Annotated in this window: 13 protein-coding genes; 7 read left to right on the plus strand and 6 right to left on the minus strand. The window is 71.1% G+C overall.

Going from position 1 to position 15578, the window contains the following annotated elements:
- Nucleotides 1–85: 85 nt before the first annotated feature.
- Nucleotides 86–937 (plus strand): PRD domain-containing protein, encoded by an 852-nt coding sequence (locus tag ACFYYB_RS34225; protein WP_389440668.1) that lies wholly within the window; start codon nucleotides 86–88, stop codon nucleotides 935–937.
- A 139-nt stretch (nucleotides 938–1076) separates the two neighbouring features.
- Here ACFYYB_RS34225 and ACFYYB_RS34230 read toward each other — a convergent pair whose 3' ends face one another.
- Nucleotides 1077–1823, minus strand: coding sequence for a dienelactone hydrolase family protein (locus ACFYYB_RS34230; protein ID WP_389440671.1), 747 nt, complete (start codon nucleotides 1821–1823; stop codon nucleotides 1077–1079).
- Between the two features lie 344 nt (nucleotides 1824–2167).
- On the opposite strand from ACFYYB_RS34230, the gene ACFYYB_RS34235 reads away from it, so the two are divergent.
- Nucleotides 2168–2620 (plus strand): hypothetical protein, encoded by a 453-nt coding sequence (locus tag ACFYYB_RS34235; protein ID WP_389440674.1) that lies wholly within the window; start codon nucleotides 2168–2170, stop codon nucleotides 2618–2620.
- 182 nt (nucleotides 2621–2802) lie between these two features.
- Nucleotides 2803–3795, plus strand: coding sequence for a hypothetical protein (locus ACFYYB_RS34240; protein WP_389440677.1), 993 nt, complete (start codon nucleotides 2803–2805; stop codon nucleotides 3793–3795).
- 82 nt (nucleotides 3796–3877) lie between these two features.
- On the opposite strand, the gene ACFYYB_RS34245 is transcribed toward ACFYYB_RS34240, so the two are convergent.
- The gene (locus ACFYYB_RS34245) at nucleotides 3878–6217 is read right to left on the minus strand and encodes a collagenase (protein WP_389440680.1); all 2340 of its coding nucleotides are present in this window, start codon (nucleotides 6215–6217) and stop codon (nucleotides 3878–3880) included.
- 255 nt (nucleotides 6218–6472) lie between these two features.
- Here ACFYYB_RS34245 and ACFYYB_RS34250 point away from each other — a divergent pair, with 255 nt between their 5' ends.
- On the plus strand, nucleotides 6473–9742 hold the full coding sequence (locus ACFYYB_RS34250) for a hypothetical protein (RefSeq protein ID WP_389440683.1): 3270 nt from the start codon (nucleotides 6473–6475) through the stop codon (nucleotides 9740–9742).
- 190 nt (nucleotides 9743–9932) lie between these two features.
- Nucleotides 9933–10610, plus strand: a complete 678-nt coding sequence (locus ACFYYB_RS34255; RefSeq protein WP_389440687.1) for a hypothetical protein — start codon at nucleotides 9933–9935, stop codon at nucleotides 10608–10610.
- 84 nt (nucleotides 10611–10694) lie between these two features.
- Here the strand turns inward: ACFYYB_RS34255 and ACFYYB_RS34260 are convergent, their stop codons facing one another.
- On the minus strand, nucleotides 10695–11282 hold the full coding sequence (locus tag ACFYYB_RS34260; protein ID WP_389440690.1) for a hypothetical protein: 588 nt from the start codon (nucleotides 11280–11282) through the stop codon (nucleotides 10695–10697).
- A 212-nt stretch (nucleotides 11283–11494) separates the two neighbouring features.
- Here ACFYYB_RS34260 and ACFYYB_RS34265 point away from each other — a divergent pair, with 212 nt between their 5' ends.
- Entirely contained in the window at nucleotides 11495–12418 is a 924-nt protein-coding gene (locus ACFYYB_RS34265; RefSeq protein WP_389440693.1) for an LLM class F420-dependent oxidoreductase, read from the plus strand.
- Nucleotides 12419–12507: 89 nt separating this feature from the next.
- The gene (locus tag ACFYYB_RS34270) at nucleotides 12508–13008 is read left to right on the plus strand and encodes an SRPBCC family protein (protein ID WP_389440696.1); all 501 of its coding nucleotides are present in this window, start codon (nucleotides 12508–12510) and stop codon (nucleotides 13006–13008) included.
- 15 nt (nucleotides 13009–13023) lie between these two features.
- Here ACFYYB_RS34270 and ACFYYB_RS34275 read toward each other — a convergent pair whose 3' ends face one another.
- Genes ACFYYB_RS34275 through ACFYYB_RS34285 form a run of 3 tightly spaced genes read right to left on the minus strand, consistent with a single transcriptional unit; the run spans nucleotide 13024 to nucleotide 15469 of the window.
- Nucleotides 13024–13737 carry a response regulator gene (locus ACFYYB_RS34275; protein ID WP_389440699.1) on the minus strand — a complete coding sequence of 238 codons (714 nt, stop codon included), beginning with the start codon at nucleotides 13735–13737 and terminating at the stop codon, nucleotides 13024–13026.
- Nucleotides 13734–14927: a sensor histidine kinase gene (locus ACFYYB_RS34280; RefSeq protein ID WP_389440702.1), complete on the minus strand. Its 1194-nt coding sequence runs from the start codon at nucleotides 14925–14927 to the stop codon at nucleotides 13734–13736. The genes ACFYYB_RS34275 and ACFYYB_RS34280 overlap by 4 nt, the downstream gene beginning before the upstream one ends.
- Before the next feature lie 20 nt (nucleotides 14928–14947).
- Nucleotides 14948–15469, minus strand: a complete 522-nt coding sequence (locus tag ACFYYB_RS34285) for a hypothetical protein (protein ID WP_389440705.1) — start codon at nucleotides 15467–15469, stop codon at nucleotides 14948–14950.
- Nucleotides 15470–15578 lie beyond the last annotated feature (109 nt).

Here is a 15578-nt window from a genome sequence, read left to right on the forward strand (position 1 = left end):
GGGGAGAGGGCAGGTGGCGTAGGGGTGGGGAACAATGCGGGATCATTGGGTAGTACCGGACCGCGAACGAGAAGGAGAGCAGGCGTTGAAGGCGCTGCGTGTCCTCAATAACAACGTGGTCCTCGCGCGCGACGACAAGGGCCAGGAGGTCATCCTCACCGGGCGCGGCATCGGGTTCAGCTCCCGTCAGGGCAAGCCCGTCGATCCCGCGCTGATCGTGCGCGTCTTCGTCCCGGCGGACGGCCGTGACCCCGACCACCTCAGCGAGGTCCTCGCCCTCATCGACGAGGAGATCCTGCGGGCCGTCGTGATCGCCCTCGACGAAGCCGGCATCGAGGGGCGCGAGTCCACCCGGCCGACCCTCGCCATCGCCGTGGCCGACCACGTCGTCGGCGCTCTCGACCGGGCCGCCCGGGGCATCGTCATCGAGTACCCGCTGCGCGCGGAGGTCCAGGCCCTGTACGCAGCCGAGTACGCCCAGGCGCAGCGCCTGCTCGATGCCATCAACGAGCGCGTCGACCCGCGGCTGGAGGACTCGGAGGCGATCGCGCTCGCGTTGCACCTGGTCAACGCCGGTTTCGCCACGGGTGACCTGTCCTTCACGTACACGATGACCGGGGTCATCCAGCAGATGCTGGCCGTCGTGAGGGAGCGGTACGGGCTGTCCGTCTCCCAGGAGTCCATGAGCGCGGCACGGTTCATCACCCACGTGCGCTACCTCTTCGTACGGATCCAGCAGCACCGGCAGCTGAAGGGCCACGAGTCCACGATCGGCGACGGCATCCGCCGGCACTACCCGGAGGCGACGCGTACCGCGCAGCAGCTGGCGACGATCGTCGAGCTGCGTCTGGGGCAGCACCTGAGCGAGGACGAGGTCTCCTATCTGGCGCTCCACGTGGCCCGCATGACCACGGAGCCGGACGGCGCAGTCGCGTAGGGCCGGCGCGACCGACCACGCGCGCGGTTCGGGAACCGCGGACATGCCCCTGCCGGGAGTTCGGCAGGGGCATGTCCGCGGTGGAGGGGGCCGCGGAGGGCCGGCGGCTACCGTTCGCCGCCGCTCCGACGGCCGGTCCTCACTTCAGGTGCCGGGTGAAGAACCGGGCCACGGCGTCGCCCTCGAACTGCGGGACGCCGGTGTGTCCACCCATGTTGGCGTGCAAGGACTTCTCCTCGGAGCCGAAGGCGTCGAAGAGGTCCAGGGCCGCCTGCCGGTCGTTCCCCTCGTCGTCCCACTGCAGCAGGACGTGCAGCGGAACGGTGACCCGCCGGGCCTCCTCGAACATGGCGCGAGGCACCAGACTTCCGGCGAAGAGACCGGCGGCCACGATGCGCGGCTCGACCACCGCCAACCGGATGCCGATGGAGACCACTCCTCCCGAGTACCCGACGGGGCCACCGATCTCGGGCAGCGACAGGAGGGCGTCCAGGGCGGCCCGCCATTCCGGGACCGCCTCGTCGACCAGGGGGAGGACGAGGGCGTCGACGATCTCGTCGCCGACCGGCTCGCCCGCTTCCATCGCCCGGCGCAGGTCGGCGCGGGCCTGCTCGATGGCGGGCCGGCGGGGCCGGTCACCGCTTCCGGGAAGCTCGATGGTGGCGGTGGCGAAGCCGTCCGCCGCGGAACGCCGGGCCCGGTCCACCAGTCGGGGGTACATCCTGCGCAGCCCGAGGGGAGGGTGGCCGAGCAGGATCAGCGGCGCCGGGGTGGAGGGGGACGCGGCTGCCGGTGCGGGTGTCCACAGGATGCCGGGGATCTCCCCGAGGGTGAACTCGCGTTCGAGGACGCCGCCGTCGAGGCGCCGCGTGGAAGTGAAATGCATGGTCGTGCCTTTCGGGAGTGCACTGGAACGGCGCTCCCGGACGACCTGTCTACCGTCCGACCGTGACCCCGGAGGGGAGCACCCATGTCGATACTGCGTTCACGGGTACCACCTCCTCGATCTTTCACACGGCCTCCGGGACCGTAACAGCGGCCGCCCCCGTCCGCCAACGGGTTTTCGCCCGGGGGCGAGTTGTTCCTCTGGCCTCGTCGCTTCGTGAGGCCGCCCGGCGGAGTTCACATAACGAACATCTTCCGTTCCAATGACATGTGAAATATCACATAGCATAAGCGTCGACCGGGAATCCCCGGACGGGTGCTCCATCACAAGGAGAACGAACCACGATGAACCGCTTAGCCCTGCTCGCAGCCAGTGCCCTGGGTCTGGTCGTCTGCGCGATCACCCCGGCCGTCGCGGCCCCGTCGGCCGACACGATCGAGACGGTCACCTCCTGCGGGAGCTCCGGCCTCCAGGCGGGTCTGGCCACACGGGTGTGCGCGGAGGTCACCGGTACGTCCGTCACGTTCTACGGGAAGGTGGGACTGGCCGGCCCGCCCTCCCCGGGCAGCCCGCTGCCCGTGACCAAGGAGTTGCTCACCACCCTGACCGTGGAGGTCGTCGGGTCCGCCGCACCGCAGACCCAGATCAAGCCGGTCCTCTTCACCGCCGCCACCATCGAGGTACGGGCTCCCGCCGGCACCGCTCCGTGCGGCTCGACCGTCCGTGGCACCTTCGGCGTGGCCTCGTACCCCCGCGCGGCCAGCCCCGTGGTTCACGAGATCACCCTCACTTGCTGAGACCTCCCGCGCGCACGACGCCGAAGCCCCGGGCCGCAGGCCCGGGGCTTCGGCCGGACCGGAGCCCGGCCGCCGCCGTCCCGCCGCCGGGTGCCCGGTCGCTTCCCCCCTGGCCCCGGCGGTGGGATGTTTACGGGCTGGAGCGGCCCGCGGTCGCAGCAGGGCCTCGGAGAGGGAGCGAAGTGGACACCTCGATACGCCGGCAACGCCACACGGGCGACGGCAGAACCGCCGGAACGGCGCGGAAGGCCGGCGTGCCCGGCCCGGCGCGGCGCCGCTGGGCCGCGGTGACCGCCGCGGTGGCCGTCATGACGGTACCGCTGACCCTCGGGGCGGCCGGAGACGCGGGGGCGGCGGGCGACCGCTCGATCGTCTTCGCCCGCTACACGGCGACCGCGCCCACCGAAGACCTGTACGCGATCTCCCCGGGCGGCGGCACTTCCGTCAAGCTCACCCCCACCCCGACCGTCAGTGACGTGATGCCGAGTTGGTCCCCGGACGGCAAGCGCGTGGCCTTCGTCCGCTACGGAGCAGGTGGAGCCGTCGACGGCATATGGACGATGACGGCCGCGGGCGGCGACCTGAAGGCCGTCCCCGGCACCAAGGGCGCCTCCGATCCGGCGTGGTCCCCGGACGGCAAGCGGATCGCGTACGCCAAGCCGGTCGGCTCCCAGCGCGAGATCTACGTGGCGGCGCTCGCGGGCACGTCCGCCACCCGGCTCACGCACACCGCGGCGGACGACCTCCACCCGACGTGGTCCCCGGACGGGAAGTACCTGGCGTTCAACCGCGCGGACGCGAGCGGACACAGCAGGGTGATGCGGATCCGGCTGTCCACCCTGACCGAGACCGCGGTCACCGGTGCGAGCTCCCACGACTGGACGCCCGACTGGTCGGCGGCCGGCCGGATCGCCTTCAGCCGTGTGGACTCCTCCGGCTTCGCGCACCTCTACCTCGTCCGCCCCGACGGCACCGGAGTCCACCGCATCACCGCGGCCCGTTTCAACGACAAGAACCCGTCCTGGTCTCCGGACGGCAGCCGTCTGGTCTTCACCAGGGGCGGAGGGGACGACGCGGACCCCGAACACCTCTACCTGGTGAAGCCGGACGGCACCGCACTCACCCGGCTGACCAAGACCGCCTCCCATGACCTGGAGGCCGACTGGCGCCCGTAAGGCACCCGCCGGGCCGTCCTCGCCGTCCGCGATCCGGAGGGCAAGGACGGCCGTCACGTACGGGATCCGGTGGTGAACCGGCCTACTTGGACTGCGTGGAGACGCTCACCCCGCTGAAGTCCTGCGCGGCGGCGAGGCTGAAGTACACCCACCCGGAAGGCGGGTTGTCCACCGTCAGGGTCTCGGCGTTGCCGGCGTTGGTGGACTTCGCCCGGTAGCTGCTCGTGGTGGCCCAGCTGCCGCCGCCGTAGTACAGGTCGGCATTGCCGGAGCCGCCGCCGCTGGTGATGGTCAGCTGCTTGACGCCGGCCGGCAGGTACACGAAGTGGTAGCTGTAGTTGCCGGCGGAGGCCGCGAGGTTGTCCCGGCGGCAGTTCCCGTCGAACTGGCGGGGGTCGCCGCTGGTGCACAGCGGGGTGGACGGCGCATCCGGCAGGGGACCGCAGTCACTTGTCGCGCAGGCGGTCGTCAGCCAGGTGGCGAAGTCGGCGTCGTAGCTGGTGCCGATGGTCTGCTTCAGGACGGCGCGGGCACCGTTCCAGTCACCGGAGCGGTACTTGCCCAGCACGGTCTGCACGTCGGCGGGGTGGGCCTGGAGCATGTAGCGGACCGCGAGCCAGCCCCAGCGGTAGACCCGGTTCGAGTTGACCTCGGGGTCCGCGTCCTGGCCGTAGACGGTGTCGAAGAGCTCGCTGAGCTTGTAGGTCCGCTTGCCGGCCTCGGCGATCGCGTCGGCGTTGCGCTCGCCCCGGTAGCCGAACGAGATGTTCTCGGCGATGCCCTCGACCCACCAGATGGTCGGCGTGGTCAGGCTGGCCTCGAAGTCGCCGGCCATGTTGTAGCGGCCGTCGAGGTAGTGGGTGTACTCGTGATTGAGGTTCCAGACCTGGAACTCCGGGCGCAGCCAGTGCGCCTCGTGGGCGATGAAGCGGGCCTGGTTGCCGGCGACGGCCGGGTTGCCTTCCTCGTACATGCCTCCGTTGTCGACGTCGATGTCGTAGATGGCCCAGGCGTACAGCGAGTAGTTGGTGTAGTCGTCGAAGACGACGACCTCGAGGCTGGTGTTCACGTCGCCGGGGATCGCGCCCTTGTCGCCGATGACCCGGTGGAAGTAGGCGTCCTGGTTGACCAGGCTGGTGCAGGTGCCCTCCAGCTGCCCGGGGGACATGTCCTGGGCGCGGATCTTCAGGCCCGGGGTGCACGTGTGCTGGATCGGCAGGATGGCCGGGAGCACGCGGGCGCCCAGGTCGCAGATGGCGTAGGTCGCGCAGTTGTTCCTGTCGTACTGGCGCGTGTACCAGCCCAGGTTCATGGTGATCGGCGCGGTGGGGCCGACGTTCGGGTAGCGGTTGATCAGGTCCTTCAGCAGCGGACGGACCCGCTCCTTGAGCTCGGGGACGTCCAGGGCGTAGCCGAGGAAGCGACCGACGTTGCTGACCACGTCCAGGCGGTTGAGCTGCGCGCTGTTGCGCGTGATGAATCCGGCCCAGGTGTTCAGGATGGCGGGGTCGGTCTTGAGGGCGGCCCGCCAGCCGCGGTCGTCGTTCTTCGCCTTGAAGCCGTTCTCGACGACCCACTCGACGTGCTGCATCGCCAGGTTCATCTGGCCGGGCCACGTGCCGTCGTAGCTGCCGAGCATCCACTTGACGACACCGGCGTAGCGGCCGGCCGCGTGGGTGCTGTCGATCAGGGTGACGACCTCGTTGAGGATCTCACCGTTGGCGTCCGTGACGTCCTTGCTGCGCGGGGAGGCGAAGAAGGCGTCCAGCGCGCCGCGCGCGGCACCGTCGAGCGCCGTGCCGTAGGGGCCGACGACGGCCCCGTTGTTGTCCTGCACGTAGTAGCCGGCCCGCAGGAACAGCACCAGCTGCCCGACGGCGGCGCTGTTGCTGCCCGCATAGGTGGCGGAGGCGTCGCGCAGCGCGTTGGCGACGGTCACCATCTGGGCTTCGTTGAAGGCCTTGCGGGCGTTCTCCCCGGTGAGGCTGAACAGCGGGTACGTACAGGAGATCCGGGGGAGCGCCTTGAGCTGCTGGACCAGGGCGCCGCCGGTCGCGTTGATCACGCCGGAGAGGTCGCCGCACTCGTCGCCGGCCGCGGCCGAGGACCGCGCGCCGTCCTTGCCGGACTTGGCCGGCTGTACGGGCTTCACGGTCGGGGCGGGGGTGGCGGACTCCTCGGTGCTGTCCTGTGAGGAGATCCGGAACCGGGAGCCGTTGCTCATCGCGTCGGGCGACTTGGGGACCGGGATCGACCGGGGCGCCTGGGCAACGGATTTGCGTGCGTGCGCGGCGGCCGGGGTCGTGGCGCCGGCGGAGGCGGCCTGGCTCTGCGGCGCGAGCAGGCCGAGCGCAAGGAAGGCGGCTGCGCCCAGCGCGGGAAGTCTGCGCGTATTGGCCTTCGATATCCGGAAGGGATGCATCTGCGGGGGCCTCCGGGGCCGTTGTGGCCCGTGTGAGAAACACGGGCGTTTGATGTGTGACATGTAAAATTTCACATGTCGCACCGCACCGGAAGTCCTTTGGCCAGATTGGCACCTGGCGCGATGAGAACGTTGGCGGCCGGCGACCGTAAGGTGTGACGGCCGTGTGGAGATCCACATCGGGAACATCGCTCCGGGGGGAACGACATGCTCAACTCCGCGCGTTCGCGCGCCGGGTCCAGATCCGCGAGAAGGATGCTGGTCCCCGCTCTACTGGCGGCCCTGTTGGTGCCCGCCCTACCGGCCGGGAACGCGTTCGCCGCGACGCCGCCGGTCACCGCATCCACGATCACGGCACCCGCGCCCGTGGCCGCACCCGCACCCGTGTCGGTGCCCGCACCCGTGCCGAAGCCCGAACCGGCCCGGCCCGCGGCGAGCCCCGTTCCCGCGAACAAGGCGGCGAAGAAGGCGCCGGCCCCGGCGGGTTCGGCAGCCGAGCCCTGCGCGCCGCTCGCGCTGGCGCCCCTCGGCGACCCGGGCGGCGCGGTCGGCAGCGCCACCATCGAGCCCCAGGGCACGGCCTGCTTCGAGGTCGTCGTGACGAAGCCGGGTCTGCACCGGCTCCTCGCCTCGGACCAGTACGCCTACGCTTCCCTCACCTTCGATGGGAGCCGGGTCGAGTGCGGGGACGGCTCCTGGTGCGAGCTCGCGGCCGGAACGTACACGCTCTCGGTCTACAACAGCTTCTGGGAGCCCATCCAGAACCGGGTCTCCCTCGTCCCGCTGATGGCCGCCCCCGTGTGCCCGGCCGTCACCGGCACCGGCTACGACTCCGCCCCGACCACGGGGCTCGCCGTGGACCGCCTGGGCATCGTCTGCCACGCGTTCACCGCCGCTCCCGGCGACCGGATCACCGCCGACTTCCAGCTGACCGAGTACGGAGACTTCTGGCACTGGATCACCGACGGCACCGGCAAGCGCCTCTGTGACGGTTCCGACTGTGTCCTGCCCGCAGGGGAGGGCGGCTACCGCGTCCTCGCCGAGGTCCGCAACCCCACCGGGGGCTTCCCGGCCGCGTACGGCCTGAAGGTCCGGCGTCTGTCGAACCCCGCGGGCTGTGTGCCCGTCGCCGTGACCGGATACGGTTCCGCTCCCGCCCCGGCCGCCCCGCAGACCGGGTGCAGGACGTTCACCCCGACCGTGACCGGCCGCTACGACGCCCACGGCGTCGATGCCGAGGGCAGCGTCTCCGGCATCGCGGTGTACGCGGCGGACGGATCCACCGTCTGCGCGAACGGCCAGGACTGCTCGCTCGTCGCCGGCACCCCGTACACCCTGCTCACGGACAAGGCCGTGCGCGTCCTGTCCCGCACCGCGACGGCGGGCTGCGAGAACGTGATCACGCTCGCGCGCGACCACAAGGGCACCTTCGCCGTCCCGGGTGAGGTCGACTGTCTGAACCTGCCGGTACCCCAAGGCGCCCACGTCGCCGTCCTGTCCGACGGTGCCGCGTCGATCACCGTCGTGGACGCCAAGGGGGCCGCCTTCTGCGCGGACCAGCTGACGGACGGCACCTGCGTCCTGGGCGGCACGGCCCCGTACCGCGCCCTGGTCACCAAGGCGGACCCGTCCGACGAGGGTGACGTCTACCGTCTCGTCGTCCACCGCACGGACGCGCCGAGCGCCTGTCGTACGTTCCTGCCCGGCGACTTCACGGGCAAGCCGGTCCGGATGAGCGTGAAGAACGGCACGGAGGTCTTCGCCGACTGCCTGTCCATCGCGGCCGGCGACCACTCCGCGTACGAGATCTTCCAGATCGAGCGGATCTCGGGCGACGCGCACGCGACGGTCAACGTCCTCGACGAGAAGGGCAAGCCGGTCTGCTCCGTCAGCACGGCCTACGGCTCCTTCGCCACCTGCGCCCTGACGGCCAAGGCCGCGCACACCGTCCTCGTCCGGGGCCGGAACGTGCCCGCCGAGTTCGCCCTGACCCGCCTCGACGTCACCTCGACCGCGCGCGGTTGCGTCCCGACCGCGGCCGTAGCGGTGGGCGGCCCGTCCACCGGAGGCGTACCGGCCAAGCCCGGCACCTTCCTGTGCCACCAGGTGACCACGGCCGCCGCCGGGGACACCCTGCACCTGAACGCCCGGGACGCGCAGGGCTCCGCCCGGCTCCTGGCGTACCGGGCGAACGGCGAAGGCGTCTGCGGCTACTTCGCCGCCGGCTGCGCCGCCACCGGCTCCACCCGCTACCAGGTCCTCATCCAGGTGCCGGAGGGCAAGACCGCGGCACCCGCCTACCGGCTGGACGCCCTGCGCATCGGCACGGCGGCCGGGCCCGCCCCGGAGTGCGTCAAGGTCCCGAACGTCAGCTACGGGTTCGGGCCATTGACCTCCACCCTCAGCGAGCAGAAGACGGCGATCTGCGCCGTGCTCCCGACGGCGACGGGTGACCGCTTCGACCTGCGGTTCACGCCCGCCGGGACCTTCGAGCAGTCGCCGACACCCTGGCTGTACGACCAGGCCGGCCTGGCGAACGGCTGTTCGGGGTGGTATTCCAGCGAGGGTCAGACCTACACCTGTTCCCTGCCGAACGCCTCTCCGAAGACCTCCCGGCCGAGCGTGTTCGTGATCGGCCTTCCGGAGAAGCCCGCACAGGCCACCACCGCGGTACGGGCCGACGTGACGTGTGACGCCTTCCTGTGCGGCCCCGACGAGCGGACCGTCGGCACGGTGGGCCCGTCCACGGTCGGCCGGGGCAAGATCACCATGACCGTCACGGGCAGCGCCCTGCGCGAGGACGGCGTGGTCGAGTTGACCAGCGGCAGCTTCAAGGCCCGTTCGACGAAGACCTCGGTGGCTCCCGACCGGCGTCGTATGACGGTCTCCCTGGACCTCACGAACGCCCCGCTCGGCCCGCTGTCCGTGAGCGTGTTCGCGCACGGCATGCAGTACGGCATGGGCTCGGTCACCGCCGTCGCCCCGATCCGTTCCACCGCCGCCCCCACCGTCGGCGGTACCGCGGTCGTCGGTGGCAAGGTCACGGCCACGACCGGCTCTTGGTCGCCGGTCGCCGATTCCCACACCTACCAGTGGCAGGCGGACGGGAAGGCGATCGCCGGGGCCACGTCCGCGTCGTACACCCTGCCCTCCGCGCTCCAGGGCAAGCAGCTCACCGTGGTCGTGACGGCCCGCAAGGCCGGGCACCCCACGGTGAAGGCCACCAGCGCCGCCGTGCTCGTCAAGGGCGTCGCACCCAAGGCGACGAAGGCACCGTCCCTCACGGGAACGGCCAAGGTCGGGCGCGTCCTGACCCTGAGCCGTGGGACGTGGACTCCGACGCCGACCTCGTACACCTACAAGTGGTACGCGGACGGCAAGCTGATCACCGGCGCGACCAAGTCCACCTTCACCCTGACCACCGCACAGCGCGGCAAGCGCATCACCGTGAAGGTGATGGCCACCCGAACCGGCCACCTGACCGGCACCGCGACGACCCCCGCAACGGCGACGGTCGCCGCCTGACCCACCCGCTCGAAGCAAAGCCCCTGGGGCGGCCGCCCGGCCGCCCCAGGGGCTTTTCCGGTGCCACTCCATTCATGGTGTTTACTTATGCGAAGTGAATGTGGAGGAAAGGTGGGTCGGGGTGGCCATATCCGGTATGCCTGTGGATGATCCGGGAGCTTCCGGGACCGGTTCAGTGTTGCCATCCGCAATGGAATCCGGGCCGGCCTCACCCGGGCAGGCCGGATCTGACGAGCTGGAGCAGGTTCACTGGCTCCAGCGGGTCATAGCGGGCCTCGGTGTCTTCTTCGCGTTCGTCATCGGGATCGCGATCCTGAAGAGCGCGCGCGAAGCGCTCCCGTTCCTCGTTGTTCCGTTCCTCCCCACGGTCTGGCCGCTCTTCGCCCGGCAACAGCGGACATTCCGTCACCGGTGCCTCGTGGTGGGTACGACTCTGTGCGTCCTGGGGGTGCTCCTGGCCTGCGTGGGCATGTTCTTCGTCATCCCCTCCAACGTGATGCTCCTGTTGGCCGTGGCCGCGGACCCCCGCCGCAAGTCGGTCCTCGCCCGCATCCGTACCGCCGTCGCGGTGGGGGTCGCGGGCCTCATCACGGCCGGTGCGTGCGTGATGTTCGGCAACGTCCTCGCGGGCCCGGCGGGTTATTCCGTCGAGTTCGCCGGGGACGCGAACGCCGTCACGGGGGGAGACGGCCTGAGCGGGGCGACGAGCGTCAGCAGCGGCCCCTCGGGAACCCCGGGCCGGACCCGGCTGACGATCACGTACTCCACCAGCCTCTTCGGTGACGAGCGCAGGGAACTGCGCGAGTACCTGGAGAGCCTCCCCGACGCGGGCCCCGTCGAGGACTGCGGCCGAGGCCCCTGCCGCTGAGCCCCGGCTCGTCGTCGGTGACGTAGGCCCTGGCCGAACGTCGGACGCCCGGACGCGGTTCGCGTCCGGGTCCGCGTCCGGGATTCAGGACTCGTCGTTGGCGGGGCCGTAGCGCAGTTCCCCCGCGCAGGGGAGCAGGTAGCCGATCCTGCGGGATTCGGGCAGTTCGCCTGCCAGCGTCGCGGCATCGCTGCACCCGGACGTCTCGAATCCGATGAACCCCGCGCGGAAGTCCACGGAGCGGAAGACCTCGATGCCGATCCCGGCGAACCAGTCGTCCAGGACCGGGGACCAGGAGGACTGCGGACGCTCGATGTCGAGGCCGGCTTCCTCCAGGGCTCCGATGGGCAGGTAGAAGTCCAGCCAGTCGACGGGATCGTCGCCTTCCTCCCGCACGGCCATGCAACCGCAGGCCACGATGTGCCCGGTCGGGACCCGGACCCGCCCCAGTACGTGCCCGAACTCCGTCAGTGATTCGACCGTGCACGCCACGGGACCCTGCTCCTCGGGCGCGCGCCGCATGTCGCCGTAACAGCCCTGGACGCCGGCAGCGGACCACACCGCCGTCAGGGCCCGCTGCAGCCTCGCGTCGTCGCGGGGCCCCACCTCGATCGCCAGCTCGTAGAAGCCGCCGTGCCACGTGGACCCGCTGAAACCTCCCCGGTCACCCATGGCACGATCATGACGGACCCGGACCGCGATCCCGAGCTCACTTCGCCGTCGCGCGCCGCCGGGGAGAGGCACCGCGCGGCTCGGCGGAGCCCTCAGGAGCCGGAGGGTCCATCGCCCTCGGGGGCGACCATCCGGTGCCTGTACACACAGCCGACAAGAGACCGTCACACAGGACCGGAATCGGCAGCCGTCCGAAGGCGGTTGACGCTTGCATGACTGTCGGAGTAACTCTTCATGCGACCGGCCCCGGGAACCAGATCGACGCCACGGTGCGGCTCGCCGAACAGGCGGCGCGGGCGGGCCTGCGCTCGGCCTGGTTCGGGCAGACCTTCGGGGCCGACTCCCCGCAGCTCGCCGCCATCGTCGGGCGGGAGGTACCGGGCCTGCAGGTCGGCACGTCCGCCATCCCCGTCTTCGGCCGCCACCCGCTGATCGTCTCCAGCCAGGCCCAGACGGCCCAGGCGGCCACGCACGGCCGCTACCACCTGGGACTCGCCCTCGGTACGAAGCTGCTGACGGAAGCCGGCTTCGGCATCCCCTTCGAACGTCCCATCGCCCGCCTGCGGGAATTCCTCGCGGCCCTGCGCCAACTCACCGAGACCGGCACCGCGGACTTCCACGGCGAGCTGCTCACCGCCACCACGCCGATTCCGGGCCGCGTACCGGGAGCAGAGCCCCCGGTGCCGCTCCTCGTTGCCGCGATGGGCCCCCAAGCCCTCCGCGTCACCGGAGAGCTGGCCGACGGCGTACTGCCCTACCTCGCCGGGCCGCGCGCCCTGGCGGAGCACATCGTCCCGGCCGTCACCGCGGCGGCCGAGGCCGCGGGACGGCCCGCACCCCGCATCGTGGCACTCGTCCACGGCGTGGTCACCGACGACGTGGAGTCCGTGCGCGAGAAGGCGACCGAGCAGCTCGCCTTCTACGAACAGATCCCCTCCTACGCCAGGATCGTGGAACTCTCCGGCGGTCGACGGGCATCCGATGTGGCCGTCATCGGTGACGAGAAGACGGTGGCCGCCGAGATTCGGCGCTACCGGGACGCCGGAGCGACGGAAGTGGTGTTCTCGGGAACCGACCTCGCCGGCGACGCCGACCGGCTGCGCACCTGGGCGCTCCTGGGAGACCTCGCGAACTGACCCTCTCCGGGCGGACCGACCACAAAGTTACCGCGGGGTAGTCTCAGGTGAGCCGGAGCGGTAGCATCCGGTCCTGTGAAGGGGGAACCATGCCTCGTACGCTGACGGTGTCCGACAGCATCGTCGTCCGTGCCCGTCCCGCCGAGGTCTACCGGCGCGTGTCCGATCCCGCACGGATGGGGGAGTGGAGCCCGGAGAACCTCGGTGCCACCGTGCGCGGCGGCAGCCGCGAATCCGCCGTCGGGATGGTCTTCGACGGCCGCAACAAACGCGGCGCCTTCCGCTGGACCACCCGGTGCACCGTGACGGCGCTCGAGCAGGACAGGCTGTTCCGGTTCCGGGTGCATGCCATCGGTGTCACGCGGCCGCGGCTGCCGGGTGCCATCGCCACCTGGGAGTACCGCTTCGAGGCCGTACCGGAAGGGACCCTGGTCACCGAGACGTGGACCGACGACCGCCGGTCCTGGCCGGACTTCGTGGCGAACGCCTTCGACCGGGTCGCGACGCGCGGAAGCGTCTTCGCCGACTTCCAGCGCCGCAACATCGCCACGACCCTGCGCAACCTCAAGAAGGCCCTGGAAACCGGCTGAGCCGCCGGCCCCGGGTCAGACGAGGCCCGCTTCGATGGCCCGCCGGACGGCCGCCGCCCGGTCCGGGATGGCGGCCTTGGCGAACAGGTTGTTGATGTGGGTCTTCACGGTGGCCTCGCTGATGAAGAGCTTCTCGGCGATTCCACGGTTGGGCAGGCCCTGGCCGATCAGCGCGAGGACCTCGCGTTCGCGGCGCGTGAGGTCCTCGGGCAGGGCGGATCCGGGCACGGGGCCGTTCGTGCCCTTCGCAGCCGCGGCCGTCGTCGTGCCCGTGCCCGTGGTCGTGTTCCTGACGGTGGCGAGCAGCCGGTCCTGTACCTCGCGGTCGAGTACGGACTGACCCGCGGCGGCGGCCCGGATGGCGCGGGTGATGTCCTTGCGTCCCGCGTTCTTAGTCAGGTACCCGCGGGCCCCCGCGCCCAGTGCGCCCAGGATCGAGTCGTCGTCGGCGAAGGTGGTGAGCACGACGACCGCCACCTGCGGGTACTGCTCGGACAGCCGGCGGGTCGTCTCGATCCCGTCCATGACGGGCATCCTCAGGTCCATCAGTACGACGTCCACCGGCCCGGCGGCCACGGCCGCCAGCACCTCCGTCCCGTCAGCGGCGGCCGCCACGACGTCGATGTCCTCGGCCAGGCCCAGTACCGCGGCGAGCGGCTCCCGGACGGCGGCCTGGTCGTCGGCGACGATCACCCTCAACCTGCGACGTTCCTCGGTCGGTTCGCTCATCCCGGGATCACTGCCTCCACGTGCCATCCGCCCCGGTCCGGCCCTTCGGTGACCGGGCCGGCGGTGACGGTTCCATTCAGTAGGGCGACGCGCTCACGCATTCCGATGAGGCCCATCCCGCTCCCGGGCCCCGCGTTCCCCGGGCGGGTGCCGGGGCCGTTGTGGATCCTCAGGGTCGTCGATGCGGCAGCGAACCCCAGGTCCACACCGACGGCGCCGCCCGGCGCATGCCGTGCGGCGTTGGTCAGCGCCTCCTGGGCGATCCGCAGGAGGTTCTGGGTCACTCGGGCGGGGAGCTCGCGAGCCGTACCGGTCACGGTGAGCCCGGCGTGGCGGCCCGCGGATTCGACCATCGCGGTCAAGCTCTCCACGAGCGGCAACGCGTCCTCACGCAGGGCGTGTACGGTCCACTGCGCTTGCTTCAGGCTCTCTTTGACCAGGGCGTGGGCCTTGGAATTGGCTTCCCGGACCTTCTCCAGGTCACCGGTGTCGATCAACGCGTCGGTCAGTTCCAGCTGCATGTTGATCCCGGCCAGCGAGTGCGCCAGTACGTCGTGCACGTCCCGGGCGATCCGGCCGCGTTCGCTCAGCACGGCCGTGCGCGCCTCGGCCCGGGCGGCGCGCTCGGCGGACTCGGACGCCGCGATCGCGGCCCGTACCGCCTGGCGCTGGCTGCGGTTGAGGATGCCGACCAGGACCGGGGCGCCGGTGGCCAGGCCGAGCACCCACGGCAACTGCTGGTGCCCCGGACCGAGATCGAAGTAGATGACGCCGGCGCAGAGCGCGCTGCAGAACCCCGCGAGCGCCAAGGCCCACTTGGTCTCCAGCCGGTGCCCGATGTGACCGGTCAGGAAGAACGCGAAGAGGTATCCCGTGCCGCTGCTGCTGACGCCGATCAGCGCGGCCGCGGCGACGACACCGCCGGTCAGCCACACGGGGGCGAACCGGCGGGTCGCCGCGTTCTCGGGCAGCCCCCGGGCCAGCAAGGCGGCCGCGTTGATCACGAAGAGGACGGCGACGGCCAGCCCCTGGCCGCTGACGCCCATGGGCCGGATCGTCACGGCTCCGACGGCGACGACCGCCAGGGTCAGGGCCCATTGGACCCTGGGGTCCTGCCCGGGAACCGGACGCGCCCGCGCCTCCGGGGACGGTGCCGTTCCCGGAGGCGGAGGGGTCTTCGTCGGGGGCATGCGCCGAACATACTGCACGGTCACACCGTACGGTCGAGCACGGGCGCGGGGCGGGCCACCGTGTGGCTGCGGCTCCTGATGAAGATCGTCGCCAGCCGTGTGACCACTTCGGTGAGGGCCATCAGGACGAACGCCGCGACCCAGGCCTTGTCGCTGGTGATCTGGTGCGCGGCGCTGAACCGGGCGACATCGGCGGCGCCGCCGTGTTCGACCCACAGCTGGAAGCCCATCCGCGCTCCCATGCCCACGATCCACAGGACCGCCGCCACCGCACCGGCCTTGATCAGGACGTGCTCCCCGACGGTACGGACCCGGGTGTGGACGCCACCCGCGATGCCGAGCGCGGCGCCCACGGCGACCAGGACCGTGATCAGCACCAGGTCATTGCCGGCGGTGGGGATGGTGTCCAGGTAGGAGTAGGCCACGAAGGTCACGATCCCCAGCGGGATCAGGAAGGACCTGAGGTCGAGCCGGCCTTCCCGGAGCTGGCGGAAGACGATCAGGAGGAGGGCGATGTCGGTGATCCACTCGGTCGTTGTCATGCCCTCAAGCCTGCTGCGCGGCGGCTCTCGACGCCTGGACCCAAGGGTGGAGAGACGGGTGGAGATCGACGGCTCCCGTCCCTCCACCGCGGCCGCTTCCCGGCCGCTT

Source organism: Streptomyces sp. NPDC002886 (genome assembly GCF_042888445.1).
Lineage (GTDB): Bacteria > Actinomycetota > Actinomycetes > Streptomycetales > Streptomycetaceae > Streptomyces.